The 15648-nt window shown below is 61.5% G+C and carries 20 protein-coding genes; 14 read left to right on the top strand and 6 right to left on the bottom strand.

Annotated features, from left to right (window positions below; all coding sequences use genetic code 11):
* The first annotated feature begins 124 nt into the window (after positions 1-124).
* Together rhtA and V7773_RS18265 are read left to right on the top strand one after the other, a co-directional pair.
* Positions 125-1015 carry a threonine/homoserine exporter RhtA gene (rhtA, locus tag V7773_RS18270; protein ID WP_072348772.1) on the top strand — a complete coding sequence of 297 codons (891 nt, stop codon included), beginning with the start codon at positions 125-127 and terminating at the stop codon, positions 1013-1015.
* 168 nt (positions 1016-1183) lie between these two features.
* Positions 1184-1465: a hypothetical protein gene (locus tag V7773_RS18265; RefSeq protein WP_014337379.1), complete on the top strand. Its 282-nt coding sequence runs from the start codon at positions 1184-1186 to the stop codon at positions 1463-1465.
* A 6-nt stretch (positions 1466-1471) separates the two neighbouring features.
* Here V7773_RS18265 and V7773_RS18260 read toward each other — a convergent pair whose 3' ends face one another.
* Positions 1472-2041 (bottom strand): TetR/AcrR family transcriptional regulator, encoded by a 570-nt coding sequence (locus V7773_RS18260; RefSeq protein WP_018600292.1) that lies wholly within the window; start codon positions 2039-2041, stop codon positions 1472-1474.
* A gap of 90 nt (positions 2042-2131) precedes the next feature.
* On the opposite strand from V7773_RS18260, the gene V7773_RS18255 reads away from it, so the two are divergent.
* Both V7773_RS18255 and V7773_RS18250 read left to right on the top strand, forming a co-directional pair.
* Positions 2132-2860 (top strand): SDR family oxidoreductase, encoded by a 729-nt coding sequence (locus V7773_RS18255; RefSeq protein WP_063325020.1) that lies wholly within the window; start codon positions 2132-2134, stop codon positions 2858-2860.
* A 32-nt stretch (positions 2861-2892) separates the two neighbouring features.
* A complete protein-coding gene (locus V7773_RS18250) occupies positions 2893-3483 on the top strand; it encodes a 2-hydroxychromene-2-carboxylate isomerase (RefSeq protein WP_336074357.1) in 591 nt (196 codons plus the stop codon).
* 9 nt (positions 3484-3492) lie between these two features.
* Here V7773_RS18250 and V7773_RS18245 read toward each other — a convergent pair whose 3' ends face one another.
* The 5 genes from V7773_RS18245 to V7773_RS18225 all read right to left on the bottom strand — a co-directional run bounded on the left by V7773_RS18245 (position 3493) and on the right by V7773_RS18225 (position 8138).
* On the bottom strand, positions 3493-5301 hold the full coding sequence (locus V7773_RS18245; protein WP_336074356.1) for an aminopeptidase P family protein: 1809 nt from the start codon (positions 5299-5301) through the stop codon (positions 3493-3495).
* Positions 5302-5346: 45 nt separating this feature from the next.
* The gene (locus V7773_RS18240; RefSeq protein WP_336074355.1) at positions 5347-6513 is read right to left on the bottom strand and encodes a cysteine desulfurase family protein; all 1167 of its coding nucleotides are present in this window, start codon (positions 6511-6513) and stop codon (positions 5347-5349) included.
* 159 nt (positions 6514-6672) lie between these two features.
* On the bottom strand, positions 6673-7287 hold the full coding sequence (locus V7773_RS18235; protein ID WP_014337373.1) for a LysE family translocator: 615 nt from the start codon (positions 7285-7287) through the stop codon (positions 6673-6675).
* Between the two features lie 102 nt (positions 7288-7389).
* Positions 7390-7656 (bottom strand): hypothetical protein, encoded by a 267-nt coding sequence (locus V7773_RS18230; protein ID WP_092147440.1) that lies wholly within the window; start codon positions 7654-7656, stop codon positions 7390-7392.
* A 116-nt stretch (positions 7657-7772) separates the two neighbouring features.
* Positions 7773-8138: an antibiotic biosynthesis monooxygenase gene (locus tag V7773_RS18225; RefSeq protein ID WP_063325016.1), complete on the bottom strand. Its 366-nt coding sequence runs from the start codon at positions 8136-8138 to the stop codon at positions 7773-7775.
* A gap of 96 nt (positions 8139-8234) precedes the next feature.
* Here V7773_RS18225 and soxR point away from each other — a divergent pair, with 96 nt between their 5' ends.
* From soxR to V7773_RS18175, 10 genes are all read left to right on the top strand, one after another.
* On the top strand, positions 8235-8687 hold the full coding sequence (gene soxR, locus V7773_RS18220) for a redox-sensitive transcriptional activator SoxR (RefSeq protein ID WP_063325015.1): 453 nt from the start codon (positions 8235-8237) through the stop codon (positions 8685-8687).
* Between the two features lie 107 nt (positions 8688-8794).
* The gene (locus tag V7773_RS18215) at positions 8795-9256 is read left to right on the top strand and encodes a VOC family protein (protein ID WP_063325014.1); all 462 of its coding nucleotides are present in this window, start codon (positions 8795-8797) and stop codon (positions 9254-9256) included.
* 207 nt (positions 9257-9463) lie between these two features.
* Positions 9464-10678, top strand: coding sequence for a PepSY-associated TM helix domain-containing protein (locus tag V7773_RS18210; RefSeq protein ID WP_336074352.1), 1215 nt, complete (start codon positions 9464-9466; stop codon positions 10676-10678).
* On the top strand, positions 10675-11217 hold the full coding sequence (locus tag V7773_RS18205) for a hypothetical protein (RefSeq protein ID WP_063325012.1): 543 nt from the start codon (positions 10675-10677) through the stop codon (positions 11215-11217). The genes V7773_RS18210 and V7773_RS18205 overlap by 4 nt, the downstream gene beginning before the upstream one ends.
* Positions 11214-11540, top strand: coding sequence for a hypothetical protein (locus tag V7773_RS18200; RefSeq protein ID WP_336074351.1), 327 nt, complete (start codon positions 11214-11216; stop codon positions 11538-11540). Before V7773_RS18205 ends, V7773_RS18200 begins: the two co-directional genes overlap by 4 nt.
* Positions 11537-12112 carry a DUF6162 family protein gene (locus V7773_RS18195; RefSeq protein WP_336074350.1) on the top strand — a complete coding sequence of 192 codons (576 nt, stop codon included), beginning with the start codon at positions 11537-11539 and terminating at the stop codon, positions 12110-12112. Before V7773_RS18200 ends, V7773_RS18195 begins: the two co-directional genes overlap by 4 nt.
* Positions 12113-12147: 35 nt before the next feature.
* Positions 12148-13077 (top strand): metal ABC transporter solute-binding protein, Zn/Mn family, encoded by a 930-nt coding sequence (locus V7773_RS18190; protein ID WP_063325009.1) that lies wholly within the window; start codon positions 12148-12150, stop codon positions 13075-13077.
* The gene (locus V7773_RS18185) at positions 13074-13826 is read left to right on the top strand and encodes a metal ABC transporter ATP-binding protein (RefSeq protein WP_336074348.1); all 753 of its coding nucleotides are present in this window, start codon (positions 13074-13076) and stop codon (positions 13824-13826) included. The genes V7773_RS18190 and V7773_RS18185 overlap by 4 nt, the downstream gene beginning before the upstream one ends.
* Positions 13826-14725: a metal ABC transporter permease gene (locus tag V7773_RS18180; protein WP_003204050.1), complete on the top strand. Its 900-nt coding sequence runs from the start codon at positions 13826-13828 to the stop codon at positions 14723-14725. The genes V7773_RS18185 and V7773_RS18180 overlap by 1 nt, the downstream gene beginning before the upstream one ends.
* Positions 14726-15619 carry a metal ABC transporter solute-binding protein, Zn/Mn family gene (locus V7773_RS18175; RefSeq protein WP_336074347.1) on the top strand — a complete coding sequence of 298 codons (894 nt, stop codon included), beginning with the start codon at positions 14726-14728 and terminating at the stop codon, positions 15617-15619.
* Positions 15620-15648 lie beyond the last annotated feature (29 nt).

Raw genomic sequence — 15648 nt, 5'->3', positions numbered from 1 at the left:
TGATTTTTCTATCTTTAGCCCGACATGACACTTAAATCTGCCCGGTATATAGACGGAATCGCTGCACATGCGCAATATACTGCTCAATATTGCCCCCTGCCTTTATTCTGGACGACACTTCGTAATGACACCCCCTCCACATCGCAGCCTGGCCGCCACCCTGTATCCGGTTGCCCTACTATTAATAGCCATGGCCTCCATTCAATCGGGAGCCTCCCTCGCCAAAAGCATGTTCCCTGTAGTGGGCGCACAGGGCACAACAACGCTGCGACTCATTTTTGCCAGCCTCATCATGCTGTTATTGCTACGTCCCTGGCGTGCCAAGCTCACCGCCCAATCCCTGCGCACCGTGATCGTTTACGGGATGGCATTGGGCGGCATGAACTTTCTCTTCTATATGTCGGTTCGTACCGTTCCACTGGGCATTGCCGTAGCACTGGAGTTCACCGGCCCCCTGGCAGTCGCCATATACGCCTCACGCAGGGCAATCGATTTTCTCTGGATCGCCCTGGCAGTCGCTGGCCTGCTTCTGCTTATACCGACCGGTGCGACCAATGCCGGTATTGACCTGCTTGGAGCCGGCTACGCGCTGGGCGCAGGTGTTTGCTGGGCGTTGTACATCCTGTTTGGCCAGAAAGCCGGTGCGGACAATGGCGTACAAACCGCCGCTTTGGGGGTAATGATCGCCGCTCTGTTCGTCGCCCCGATTGGTATCGTGCACGCGGGTGCCGCACTGCTCACACCGAGCCTGATTCCAATCGCCATCGGCGTCGCCATCCTGTCTACGGCCCTGCCCTACACCCTGGAAATGATCTCCCTGACCCGAATGCCAGCCCGCACTTTCGGTACCCTGATGAGCGTCGAACCGGCAGTCGCGGCCCTGTCGGGGCTGGTCTTTCTGCAGGAGTACTTGTCCTTGGCCCAATGGCTAGCCATTACCTGCATCATCCTCGCGTCGGTCGGCGCAACGATGACCATGGGCAACACTGCGAAGCCTGCCGTCGCGGCAGATTGAAGCAGGATTTAACGAAGGTCTGGTATTTGCCCCGCATTTAGGCCATGTTTAGACCGGTAACCCAATGTCAGACATGGATTTTTTCATACAGGACGTCATGAACGCTTCAAGCAAGAGCGAACACAATCGTACGTGGACACAAGATCCACGACGATTATAAGGACGGGAATGAAACGAATTTTGATACTGATCGCCGTACTTGCAGTAGCGGGCTGTGCGGCAACATCGAAAACTGAAGTCAAGCGCGGCAAGAAAGGCCTGCACATCAACTGCTCCGGCCTGTCCTCATCCTGGGATCAGTGCGCCGCCAGCGCCGCCAATTCATGTGCTCCCAAGGGTTACAAGGTCATTGCCAAGTCCGGCGACGCCGTCGAGGAGCCCGGGGATTATCCCTTCGGGCTCAACCCCGCTGGCTATACCAGCCGCAGCATGATCGTCATCTGTAAATAGGCCACGTCAGTCGAGCCCTTGCTCGGCCATTCGGCGCCTAATCTCCTCATGACTGGATTTGAGGACGTCACGCTGGACCTGCGGCGTGACCAGCATCCGCGCAACCACCAATGCTCCCACGCATTGAGACAGGATGGCCCAGGCCAGACTGTCGCTTCCCAATATCCGCGCCCAGCTTTCGTGCAAACGACAGATCCACGTTTGCGCCGCCTCCCTCACCTGGACATCCGATCGCGCGATCTCGGCACCCAGCACCGGTAACGCACACCCTGCTTCGGGCTGCTCAACGTGGCTCATGCTCAGGTACTGCTTGAGGCAGCGCTCCAGCTTCATTGAGTCCATCGCACCGTCGCCACTCAGACGATCCAGGCTTTGGGCCAATTCCCGCTCAACAATGGCCTTGAAAAGCTCATCCTTCGATGAGAAGTGGCTATAAAACGCACCGCCGCTCAACCCGATAGCTTTCATCAAACCATCGACGCCGACCGTGGAGAAACCCGACTTCTTGGCAGAGACGGCACTGCTGGCGAGCAGTTTCTCGCGGGTTTCCATTTTGTGATTGGCTGAATATCGCATGGTTCCTGCCCCTGATTGCTCACCTTGACGCTTGCCGGATCTTAGCATAACGTCCGTTTAGTTAACGATCGTTTACCAATGAGGCTGACCATGAATAACAAGAAGGTCGTACTGGTTGTTGGCGCGGGCGATGCCACCGGCGGAGCGATTGCCAAACGCTTTGCGCAGGAAGGTTTTGTGGCCTGCGTTACCCGTCGCAGCGCCGACAAACTCGAACCCCTGGTGGATGGAATCCGCGCCCAAGGCGGCGAAGCCCACGGGTTTGCCTGCGATGCACGCAAAGAGGACGACGTGATCGCACTCATCGAGCAAATCGAGAACCAGATCGGCCCGATCGAAGCCTTTGTGTTCAACATCGGCGCCAATGTCCCCTGCAGCATCCTCGAAGAAACCGCACGCAAGTATTTCAAGATCTGGGAAATGGCCTGTTTCTCAGGCTTTCTCAATGCACGGGAAGTGGCCAAGCGCATGGTCAAGCGCCAGCGCGGGACAATTCTGTTTACCGGGGCAACGGCGGGATTGCGTGGCGCTTCGGGGTTTGCCGCATTCGCGGGCGCCAAGCATGGCATCCGGGCACTGGCCCAGAGCATGGCCCGTGAGCTGGGACCGATGAATATTCACGTGGCCCACGTGGTGGTGGACGGCGCCATCGACACTGACTTCATCCGCGATAATTTCCCGGAGAAATATGCCACCAAGGATCAGGACGGCATCCTGAACCCCGAACACATCGCCGACAACTACTGGTACCTGCACAGCCAACCCCGCGACGCCTGGACCTTCGAACTGGACCTGCGGCCCTGGAGCGAACGCTGGTAAACCTCCCCTCACACAACAAGAGAGCAGATCCCATGAGCAAATCGGTGGAGTTTTACTTCGATTTCGGCAGCCCGACCACGTACCTGGCCTACACCCAGTTGCCGACGCTATGCGCGCAGACCAACAGCCAGCTGATCTATCGCCCGATGTTATTGGGTGGCGTCTTCAAGGCAACCGGCAATGCATCACCGGCGACAGTGCCGGCCAAGAACCCTTACCTGTTCAAGGATCTGAATCGCTTCGCCAAGCGCTATGAGGTCGCCTTCAAGTTCAATCCTCACTTCCCCATCAATACACTGCAACTGATGCGCGCGGTGACTGGCATGCAATTGCGCCAACCTGAACGCTTCGAGGCCTTCGTCGATTGCCTGTTCCGCGCCTTTTGGGTGGACGCCCGCAACCTCAATGACCCCACGACCGTCGCAGCAGTCCTGAACGAAGGCGGTTTCGACGCCGACTATGTGCTGGCCCTGACGAACGACGAGCAGGTCAAGCAAGCCCTCAAGACCGCCACTGAAGAAGCCGTCGCACGAGGCGTGTTCGGCGCCCCGAGCATGTTTGTCGGCAACGAGTTGTTCTTCGGCCAGGATCGGTTGGACTTCGTCCGTGAAGCCCTTGCCTGATCCTCTACTTCAAATTGCCATCGTTCGCGTGTTCAGCCATTGCAGTGCGTCACCGTCCAGCAACGGGCCCAAGCGACGCTGAACCTCGGCGTGGTAAGCGTTGAACCAGTCTTTTTCGTCCTGGGTCAGCAAAGAAGGTTCCAGGCAGCGGGTGTCAATCGGGCACAGGGTCAGGGTTTCGAACTCAAGGAACTCGCCGAACTCGCTGCTTCCGGCTTCACGGTTCAACACCAGGTTCTCGATACGCACACCCCAGCGACCGGGACGATAAGTGCCCGGCTCGATGGAGGTGATCATGCCAACCTGCATCGCCGTTTGCGGCGCGGCAGCGGCTTGATAGGCAATCACCTGTGGGCCTTCGTGGACATTGAGGAAATAGCCGACACCATGACCGGTGCCGTGGCCGTAATCCACCTGCTCCGCCCAGATCGGTGCGCGGGCGATGGCATCCAGCAACGGCGAAAGAATGCCCCGTGGGAATTTGGCCCGGGACAGGGCAATCACGCCTTTGAGCACGCGCGTGCAATCTCGTTTCTGCTCGGCAGTGGGTGTGCCGACCGGCACCATGCGAGTGATGTCGGTGGTGCCCCCCAAGTACTGGCCGCCGGAATCGATCAGCAACAGGCCATCACCTTCGATGACCGCATGGGCTTCTTCCGTGGCGTGGTAATGAGGCATCGCGCCGTTGGCGTTAAAGGCGGCGATGGTGTTGAAACTCAGGGAGACGAAGTCCGGCCGGCGCGTGCGGGCGGCGGTCAGGTGCTCGTCGATGGTCAATTCGGTGATGCGCTCACGCCCCCAGGCCCCTTCCAGCCAGGCGAAGAACTCACAGAGCGCCGCGCCATCCTGCTCCATGGCCCGACGGATGTGCTCGGCATCGGCCAGGCTTTTTCGGGACTTGGCCAGCGTCGTTGGGTTGAGACCTTCGACCAGCTTCACGCCGCTGCCCAGATTATCCAGCAAGCCGACCGTCACCCGCGCCGGATCGATCTGCAGGCTCGCACCGTCCGGCACTTCACGCAAAGCGGCGGCGGCTTCGCTGTAATCGCGCAGGGTCACGCCGTCCTGTTCAAGAACGGCACGCAGCGCTGCGTCAACCTTGTCCAGGGCCACGAACAGCGTCGCCTGTTGCTGGCCGATCAAGGCAAAGGAGACGAATACCGGGTTGAACGACACATCCGCGCCACGCAGGTTGAACAACCAGGCGATGTCATCCAGCGTGGCGATGAAATGCCAGTCGGCACCACGCTCCTTGAGGGATTCGCGCAGCTTGGCGAGTTTCTCGACCCGGCTGACGGTCGCCTGGGGCGGCAAATGGGCATAGACCGGCTGATCCGGCAAGCTTGGGCGATCGCTCCAGGCCTCCTTGAGCAGGTCGATGTCGGTACGCAACCGCGCGCCACGCTCCGCAAGTTTGCCACCCAGGGTTCGGGCCGATGCCACGGCCATGACCGCGCCGTCGACGGCGACCACCCCACCCTCAGGCGTTTGTTCCGCCAGCCAGTCCAAGGGGCCGGGTTGGCCGGGAATGAGCTTGACCAGTTCGATACCACTGCCCTCCAGTTCCTTGGTGGCCTGCTCCCAATAACGGCTATCGGCCCAGACGCCAGCGAAACTGCCGGTCACGATCAAGGTACCCACCGAGCCATGGAAGCCCGACAGCCATTGCCGCCCCTGCCAATAGCCCGGCAGATATTCGGACAGATGCGGGTCGGCCGATGGCACCAGAAGCGCATGAATGCCCTCTCGGCTCATCAGTTGGCGGATTTTGGCCAGGCGCTGGGGAACCAGTCCACGGGACAAAGGCTCGGTGCTCATTGTTTCTCCTGCTCATTGATATTGTTGTTCGATGCCGAAAACGGCTTATGGGGTCGTGACCCAGAACGCCGGCGCAGTCGCGCACGCCGCCTGGATCAGCCGCACCGCCTCGTCGATATCCTGTTCAGTGGTAAAGCGGCCCAGGCTCAGGCGAATGGTCCGCCCGGCCGCGCGCGCATCGTGCCCCAGGGCCAGCAGCACGTGGGACGGGCTGTTCTGCGCCGAATTGCAGGCCGAGGTGGCGGAAAATGCAATCGATGCGCTCAACGCCGCCGGGTTGAACTCACCTTCGTTGAAGGTCAGGCTCAGCGTGTGGGGAATCCGGCGGCTCGCACTGCCGTTTATACGCACACCGGGCAAGGCCCGCAGCGGCTCAAGCAAACGATTGCGCAACCGGGCGATTTTAGCGAGTTCTTCCTCGAATGCCTCGGCCGCGAGTTCGAATGCGGCGCCCATGGCTGCGATCTGGTGGGTCGCCAGGGTCCCGGAGCGCAAACCACCTTCATGCCCACCGCCGTGAATCTGTGCCGACAGCCGTGGCCGGGCACGCTCGCCGACGTAGAGCGCACCGATGCCCTTGGGGCCGTAGATCTTGTGCGCGGAAAAAGACATCAGGTCCACCGGCCAACGAGACAGGTCGATCTGCACCTTCCCGGCGCCCTGGGCTGCGTCCACATGAAACAGCGCACCGTGCGCGCGAACGATCTCGCCGATGGCGATGACGTCGTTGACGGTGCCCAACTCGTTGTTCACCAGCATCAGCGACACCAGGAACGTGTCTTCGCGCAACGCCTCGCGAACCGCTTGCGGGCTGATCAGGCCCTCGGCGTCCGGCGCCAGCCAGGTCACCGCGACGCCGCTCTCTTCAAGCTGGCGCGCCGTATCGAGAATCGCCTTGTGTTCGATCAGACTGGTGATGACATGGCCGGCGGAACCACCGCGCGCCTGGGCCACCCCCTTGAGGGCCAGATTATTGGACTCGGTAGCGCCGGACGTCCAGACGATCTGTTCGGGCTGAGCCCCGACCAGTTGCGCCACCTGCTGGCGGGCACGCTCTACCGAGCGCCGGGCCTCCTGGCCGAAGGCATGGGAACTGGAAGCCGGGTTGCCAAAGTTGCCGTCAAAACCCAGACACTCGACCATGACCCGGATGACCCGCTCATCCACCGGCGTGGTGGCGGCGTAGTCGAAATACAAAGGACGTTTATTCATAGGAAACTCGCAGAGCCTGCTCCGGGATCAGGCGCCCTCGTTGGGTTCGAGACTAGCAATACCTGATCAAAGACCTTAAAGAAGTCGGACTTCGTTTAAAAGTGCGTAGGAACGCTCCTGAACAGCGAGCTTAGCAGGCATCGCGGCGAAGCTCAGCCCTCAACTGATGCTTTCGAGCAACAATGGATACAGCGAAGCGACCAACAGCAGCGCCATGCCCCAGTTGAACAGGCGCAACCAGCGACGATCACGCAACAGGTTGCGCAACAGGCTGCCGCAGACCACCCACAGACTCACGCTTGGCAGGTTGATCAGGGCAAACACCGCCGCAATCACCAACACGTTGAAGAAATAACCCTGCAGTGGCGTGTACGTGCTGATGGCACCGATGGCCATGATCCAGGCCTTGGGATTGACCCATTGGAACGCCGCCGCGCCCCAGTAGCTGATCGGCGTATTGTCTCCCGGCTGGCTTTCCGAAACCGGACCGGAGTGGGCGATTTTCCACGCCAGGTACAACAGATACGCCGCGCCGATGTAGCGCAGCGCGGTATAAAGCAGTGGATAAGTCTGGAACACCGCGCCCAGGCCAAGGCCCACCGCCAGCACCAGGGAAAAGAAGCCGCAGGTAATACCCAGCATGTGAGGAATGGTGCGGTTGAAACCGAAATTGACACCCGAGGCCAACAACATGGTGTTGTTAGGGCCAGGCGTGATCGAGGTCACCAGGGCAAACAGGGCGAAGCCCAGCAGCAGGTCAAGCGAAAGGGTCATTTCAAGGCAGTCCATCAGGGCGATCAGTCAAGTCACGACCCTACCCCACGCCTTGGCGCAAACCCACGGACAGTTGGGCAAAACTTTAAGCGGTACAGTCCCTCAACTTGACCGACCTGGCTGTTGCACGACCCGCTCGGCACTCATCTGGCCCTGATCGTCGAAACCCACGTTTTTCTGCGACGAACCGAGTAACTCGGCTTTTTTCGCGTGGTACTCATCGAACGAGAGGCCGCGGCGATTCAGGGCCTCAAGCGCCAGTTCGCGGGTCTCGTCGGCGGTGTAGGGGCGCAGCTCCGGGGAAGAACTGGCGCAACCGCCCAAGAGGGTGGCGGTCAACAGCAGCAAAACAGCAAGGGTACGGTTCATGGCAAGTGTCCGGTGTTCTGGAGTTGGGCGATGAACAAAGGCTACCCGCCAGCCCTGCGCGGCAGAAATCAACCCTCTCGATAGTGGCTATTGCCTTTGCGGATCAGCCGCTGCACTCAGTCGACCAACTGGCAATGCAACGCGTTGTCCAGACTGCGCTCGATGTTGCGCAGCACTTGGAACGAGCCAAACGTCACGGCTTTGGCTCGATGAGCCTGAATCAGCCACCAGAAATCCCGCTCGCCCGTTTCGAAGCTTTGAAGCGCCGCCTCGCCTGCCTCGCGGGTTTGCCACTGCAAATAGTTGAGCACCCGCCGACCATCCTCGCTGGCCTGGATACTGGCACTCAGGAACCCCAGGTGGTCCCGAGCCAGGCGCTCGGTTTGTTCCGACAAGGCGGTTACCAGCGCCTGCTGCCATTGCGGTTCGATATCGAACTCCATCAACTGGGTGAAACTGCGGTTGTTCCTTGGTGATTGCATGAAAGGTCCCCTCTGCACGTAAGGCGGATCTTGCGACCCGAACGCGAGCAGGGTAAAACCTAAAGTTAACTTTAGGTCAAGCAGCGAATCGAAGCGATGACGCAGATCGATATCCACAAGGAACTCACCGTCGGCCAAGTGGCCGCCCGCAGCGGCGTGGCGGTCACGGCGCTGCACTTCTATGAATCCAAGGGGCTGATCAAAAGCACGCGCAACCAGGGCAACCAACGTCGCTACTCACGGGCAGTATTGCGCCGCGTGGCGCTGATCAAGGTTGCCCAGCGCCTGGGCATTCCTTTGGCGGAAATCGGCGAGGCGTTGAAAAGCCTGCCGGACAACCGTGCGCCAACGGCCGCCGACTGGCAGACCTTGTCGGCGCAGTGGAGCCGGGACCTGGACGAGCGCATCAACCAATTGGTGGCGCTGCGTGATCGACTCAACGGCTGCATCGGCTGCGGATGCCTGTCGATGGAGGCTTGCCCGCTGCGCAATCAGGGCGACGTGCTGGGCAAACACGGGCCAGGGGCTCACCTGCTGGAGCAGCCGTGAAGCGTTCGTCGGGACATGAGCCCGTCCACGGCGGCTGACCTATAGTGGATGGGCGCAAAACCGACGAAGACTCTCTTCGCCCCCCCATAACAACAAGGAGAACCGTCATGGGTGTCAAAGCCATTCCCGAAGGTTTCCATAACATCACGCCCTACCTGGGCATTCAAAAAGCTGCCGAAGCCATCGACTTCTACAAAAAAGCCTTCAATGCCACCGAGGTCATGCGCTTGGCCATGCCCGACGGAGGCATCGGGCATGCCGAACTGCGGATCAACGGGTTTGCGATCATGCTCGGCACGCCTTGCGACCAAGGCCCACTGAGCAACCCGGACAAATCGCCATCGGTCGGCCTGCATTTATATGTCGAGGACGTGGACAGCGCATTTGCTCAGGCCATTGCGGCTGGTGGCACAGTGATTTCAGAGGTCAAGGACCAGTTTTACGGCGATCGTACCGGCACCTTGAAAGATCCCTATGGACATCTGTGGTTCCTGGCGACGCACAAGGAAGATCTGAGCCAGGAACAGATCGAGCAACGGGCCAGGGAGATGTTCCAACAGCAAGGCTGATTTGCCCAGAAGCTCCCTGGCCACAAAAAGCACTGAAACTAAACGCGAAACATTTTCTTTCATCTTCCTTTTCGGGATTTCGCTCGCTCGTTCGTCTTAATTAGATGCAGTAGGCCGCGTCGGCAAAAGCCACGGCCTGCCTTTTACGGTTCACGGTACTGCGAAGCCCGTAATACCGAACCTTTCATCGAATCAAGACGTTCAATCATGTCGAAGAAATCCCGCTCCAAACTCTGGTTCCTGGTCCATAGCTGGCTGGCACTGCCCATCTGGTTTTTCGTGCTCATCGTTTGCGTGACCGGCACCCTCGCGGTGGTCAGCCAGGAGATCGTCTGGCTGGTCAACCCTGACATGCGTGCCAGCAAGCCCTCGGACGATGCCCCGCTGCTCAGCTATGACCAGGTGATTGCCTCGATCAAGCAAGCCCAACCGCAAACTCAGGTGCAAAGCATCGCGCGTCCGGACGAGTCGCATTTTGCGCTGGAGGCCAAGGTGACCTATCCCGATGGGCGCCCCGACACGGTCTACGTCAATCCGTACAGCGGCGTCATCCAGGGCTCGGCACCGGCGTTCAATTTCAGGGGCTTCACCCGCGCGCTGCACGGATGGTGGTTGGTGCCGTTCACCAACGGCTACAGCTGGGGCTGGTACCTGGTGTCGCTCCTGGGGCTACCGTTGCTGGCGTCCCTGGTGACCGGGCTGGTGGTCTACAAGCGCTTCTGGAAAGGCTTTTTCCGTCCAACCTTGCGTATCCGCCACGGCGCCCGCATTTTCTGGGGCGACTTCCACCGGCTCAGCGGTATCTGGTCGATCTGGTTCATCGCGGTCATCTCCGTCACCGGCACCTGGTTCCTGATCGAAGCCTTGCTGTCCGACAACCAGATTTCCATCTCCAGCGCCCCGGTCATCCCGGTCGTCGCCCGGGAAAGCGTGCCGCTGTCCGTCGATGGCGTTGCGCCGCCGCAACTGAACCTGGACCGGGCCATCGAGATCGCCCGGCAGCGCATCCCGGGCTTGGAAGCGAGCTTTGTCAGCCTGCCCGGCAACGCCTACAGCCATCTGGAAGTCGGCGGCCGTGGTTGGTACCCGCTGATGTACCAGACCGCCACCATCAATCCCTACAACGGTGACGTGGCGGCCTCGCGGTTGCTGTCGGACCGCACGACGCTGGAGTTCGTCACCGAGTCCATGCGCCCGTTGCACACAGGCGACTTTGGCGGCCTGTGGATCAAGCTCATCTGGTTTTTCTTCGGTTTGGTCCTGAGCATGATGGTCCTCAGCGGGTTGCTGATCTGGACCAAACGCACCGCCCTGGCCACTGCCAATGCGTTCAAGCGCAGCCAAAAACCTGCACGTGAAGCCCGGGCTGCCCGGGCATTGCAGCCGTCCATGCAACGTGAATCGCCGGAGGGCAACCTGTGAACCCGTCCAACACAGCCTCGCCACCGTCACGCCTGAGTCTGTTCTGGCACAAATGGCGCTTTCACCTCAACGTGTTGTTGCTGCTGATTCCCCTGGGCTTCATGCCCAAGTATTTCTCGGAGGCGTCGTTGTTTCGCGGCGACGCCGGGCTCGGCGAGCGGGAAGTCGGTGAAGTCCAGGTCGGTCCCTGGAGCCTGCGCCTGGCGGAGTTTCGCAACGAAGCCCCCCGCGTCCAAGGGCCTGCCGGGCCGATGAAACACTTCAACGCCGCCCTGTGCCAAAGCTGTATCGACCAGGTCAAGGCCACCTACCTGCGTATCGGCAAGCCCCGCAGCCTGCGGGCCGCCGGGGTGATTTTCTTTGGCTCGCCCTATCGCATGGGCGCCTTGTTGCCGGTTCCACCAAAGACCCAGCCCGATGCCGAACTGTGGATAACCCTCGAAGGTTGGGACGGTTCGATGCATCAGGCCTCCATTCCCCTGAGCCAGGCCTCCCCGGCCACCGTCGCCTGGCTGAAGAACCAAGGAGCCAAACCATGACCCTCCGCGCTTTATCCAAGGGCTTGGCGCTGCTGTTCTGCGCAGGTGCAAGCACCAGTGCCCTGGCCCACAACCCGATGTGCGAATGCAAGGCCATCGACGCCGAGCAGATCCAATGCACCGGAGGTTTTTCCGACGGCAGCGGTGCACCCGGAGTGACCCTGGACGTGATCGGCTATGACGAGACCATCCTCGTCCCGGGCAAGCTCGGCGCCGATTCGAAGCTGACCTTCAAGAAGCCGGACGCAGAGTTCTACGTGCTCTTCGACGCCGGTCCCGGCCACGTGGTGGAAATCGACCAAGCCGACATCGAGGCCCCATGACCCACACCACTACCCAAGTCATCCGCCCCGCTGGCGCGGGCCATGAAACCCTGTATGTGTTGCTGCTGTGCCTAGTCATCGTGCTGGTCGCCGGATCTGTGGTGGCCTGGCATGGCAAAGCCGAAGACACCACGCACCTGGCCTCGAACCAACTCGACGCCCGTCGCGACCTCAGCGCCGCCGAGCAGGGCATCTACGCCGACCTGCGGGTGACCCTGGATGAAATTCGCTTGCTGCGCGAAGACCAACCCACCCTGCCCAGTCCGCCAACCCTGGCCGAAGAAGGCTTCGCGCCATTCGCCCAGGACGCCAGTTCCGTCAGCCGGGGCGGCCACGCCTGGCAACAACTGCAGAACCGGGCTTACTTCGGCGCCAGTGCCAATCCGTCGGTGGCCGGCTCGTTTCTGATGCGTATCGGCGAAGCGTCCGACGCCGCCCCGGACATCTGGCTCAACCGCGGAACCGGCCTAGCGACGCCCACCGCGCTGGACGATGCGACGCTGTCCGCCACCGGCTGGCAACAGATCGTCGCGCAATTCGATGCCGGCGTAACCCGCCAGCACCGGCACTGACCCCACGCCTTCATTCGAGAGAAGACCGTTTGCCCATGCCTATTGCATCCCAACGCCGCCCCTTGCTGCGCCTGCTGCTGATCGGCCTGCTGGCCTGCCTGTTCACCTCGCCGGTGAGCGCCGAAACAGCCAAGCGCCTGCGCATCGGCATCACCCTGCACCCTTATTACAGCTATGTGACCAACATCGTCGGCGACAAAGCCGAGGTCGTGCCGCTGATCCCGGCCGGTTTCAACCCCCATGCCTATGAACCACGGGCCGAGGACATCAAGCGCATCAGCGGCCTCGACGTGATCGTGCTCAACGGCGTGGGTCACGACGACTTCGCCGACCGCATGATCGCCGCCAGCGAAACCCCGAATGTGAAAGTAATCGAGGCCAATGAAAACGTGCCCCTGCTGGCTGCCACCGGCACGGCGGCTCGTGGCGCGGGGAAGGTCGTGAATCCACATACTTTCCTGTCCATCAGCGCCTCCATTGCCCAGGTCAATAACATCGCCCGAGAGCTGGGCAAGCTCGACCCGGACAACGCCAAGGCCTACACCCAGAACGCCCGCGCCTACGGCAAGCGCTTGCGTCAGATGCGCGCCGCCGCCCTGGCGAAGCTGACCCAGGCCCCCAACGCCGAGTTGCGGGTCGCCACGGTGCATGCCGCCTACGACTACCTGTTGCGCGAATTCGGCCTGGAAGTAACCGCCGTGGTCGAGCCGGCCCATGGCATCGAACCAAGCCCCAGCCAATTGAAGAAAACCATCGACCAACTGCGCGAGCTGGACGTGAAGGTGATCTTCTCGGAGATGGATTTCCCGTCCACCTACGTCGACACCATCCAGCGTGAATCGGGCGTGAAGCTGTACCCGCTCTCACATATTTCCTACGGCGACTACAGCCCCGAGAAGTACGAAAAGGAAATGGCCGGCAACCTCGACACCGTGGTCCGGGCCATCCAGGAGTCTGGCGCATGACCGTCCAGGAAACCCTCACTCTGCAGCACGTTGGCCCCTTGATCGAGTTCGCCGACGTCAGCCTGAACCTGGGCCGCACCACCATTCTCGACCGCGTGGCGTTTCAGGTGGAACCCGGCAGCATCCATGCCTTGGTGGGCCCCAATGGCGGCGGCAAGAGTTCGCTGATCAAGACCTTGCTCGGGCAGATGCCACACCAGGGGCTCTTGAGCCTGCAATGGCCAGGCGAGCCCGGCGTGATCGGCTACGTGCCCCAGGCGCTGGAGTTCGACCGGGGCCTGCCCATGACGGTGGACGACTTCATGGCGGCGATGTGTCAGCGGCGACCGGCTTTTCTCGGCTTGAGCAAACACTACGCTGGGGCCATTGGCCAGGCCCTGGAGCGGGTCGGCATGCAGGACAAGCGCAAGCGGCGCATGGGCGCGCTATCCGGTGGTGAGCGCCAGCGAGTGTTGCTGGCCCAGGGGCTGATTCCCTCGCCGCAACTGCTGGTACTGGATGAACCGATGTCGGCCCTGGATGAGGCCGGTATCCAGGTGTTCGAGCAGTTGCTGCAGGACTGGCGCCAAGCCGGGATCACCGTGCTGTGGATCGAACATGACCTGGAAGCCGTCGGGCGCCTGGCCGACCGTGTCACCGGCCTGAACCGCCGGGTGCTGTTCGACGGTCCGCCCCGCCAGACCCTGACGCCAGAACGCCTGCTGACGCTGTTTTCCACCCATCCGCGCACGAACGGGAGCGCTGCCTGATGAGTTATGAAGCCTTTCGTCTGATGGTTCAGGGCTGGGCCTCGTCCGGTTACCTGCCCGAGGCGCTGGCCTACGGGTTCGTGGTCAATGCGTTGCTGGCCGGGTTGTTGATCGGCCCGGTGCTGGGCGGTCTCGGCACGCTGGTAGTGGTCAAGCGCTTCGCGTTTTTCTCCGAGGCGGTGGGTCATGCGGCGCTGACCGGCGTGGCCATCGGCATCCTGCTCGGCGAACCCTACACCGGCCCTTACGGCAGCCTGTTCGGCTACTGCCTGTTGTTCGGCATCCTGCTCAATTACCTGCGCAACCGCACCGGCCTGGCGCCGGACACGCTGATCGGCGTATTCCTGTCGGTGTCCCTGGCCTTGGGCGCTAGCCTGCTGTTGATCCTGGCGGGCAAGATCAATGTGCACATCCTGGAAAACGTACTGTTCGGCTCGGTGCTGACGGTCAACGGCAATGACCTGCTGGTGCTGGCGGTGGTCGGCTCGCTGGTGATGGCCCTGGCCTTGCCGCTGTACAACCGCATCATGCTCGCCAGCTTCAACCCGCAACTGGCGGCAGTGCGCGGGGTGGCGGTCAAGACACTGGACTACCTGTTCGTGATCCTGGTGACGCTGATCACCGTGGCAGCAGTGAAAGTCATCGGCGCCATTCTGGTGGGCGCGTTGCTGGTGATTCCGGCTGCGGCGGCTCGCCTGCTCAGCCAATCATTGAAAGGCTTTTTCTGGTGTTCAGTGCTGATCGCCACCGCCAGCACCTTGTGCGGGATCCTCGCGCCGATTGTGTTCGACCTGCCGATCCCATCCGGTGCCGCGATCATCCTGGTGGCCGGCATCGCTTTCGCCCTGAGCGCCATCGCCCGCGGTGTCGTCCCCAGCCTCAAAGGGAATCTTGGATAAATGGTTTTTTCATTGCGACAACTGAGCCTGGCCGTCGCGTTATGCGGCGTGGCCATCACCTCGTCATTCGCCGGCGAAAAGGTTCGTCTGCTGGCTTCGTTGCCGGTCACCTACGGATTGGGCGAGGCCTTGCTCAAGGGCACCGAGGTCAGCCTGGAGCGGGCCGCGCCCGCCAATCTGCCCGGCACCCGGCAGAGCGCCTACTTCAGCGGCCGTGGCGCGCCGGCCTTGAGCAAACTGGCCAGCGCTGCTGACGGGGTCATCGGCCTGCGCTCGCTGTGGCCGGACGATCCGCTGTACCCCATGGCCCGACGCAGCAATATTCGCATCGTCGAAGTCGATGCCGCGCGCCCGGTGGACGGTGCCCTGCCCGGTATCGCCGTGCAACCGGGCATGGCCGACGGCCTGGCGAGCCAACCGTGGATGGCCAGTCATAACCTGGGGCGCATGGCCGACGTGATCGCCGCCGACCTGGTGCGCCTGGCCCCGGCGGACAAACCGAAGATCGACGCCAACCTGGCGACCCTGAAGCAGCGCCTGCTCAAACTCAGCGCCGATAGCGAAAAACGCCTCGCCAGCGCCGACAACCTGAGCGTGGTCAGCCTGAGCGAGCATTTCGGCTACCTGATCAGCGGGCTCAACCTGGACGCCATCAGCACCGATACCCGGCCCGACGCCGACTGGACAGCCGAAGCCCTCAAGCAATTGACCGCGACCTTGAAAGACAACGACGTGGCGCTGGTGCTGCACCATCGCCAGCCTTCGGAGGCGCTGAAAGCCGCCATCACCGAGGGTGGCAGCCAGTTGTTGGTGCTCAGCACCGATGGGACCGATCCGGTGACGGAGCTGGAAAGCAATGTGGGGCTGGTCGTTACCGCGCTGACGGAAGGCTGACGGCCATCCCCAGTGGGAGCGAGCTTGCT

This window comes from Pseudomonas sp. 3JA, assembly GCF_036961705.1.
GTDB lineage: Bacteria > Pseudomonadota > Gammaproteobacteria > Pseudomonadales > Pseudomonadaceae > Aquipseudomonas > Aquipseudomonas fluorescens_Q.
Note: the sequence above shows the minus strand (reverse complement) of the source record. Positions and strands in the feature narration are given on the sequence as shown.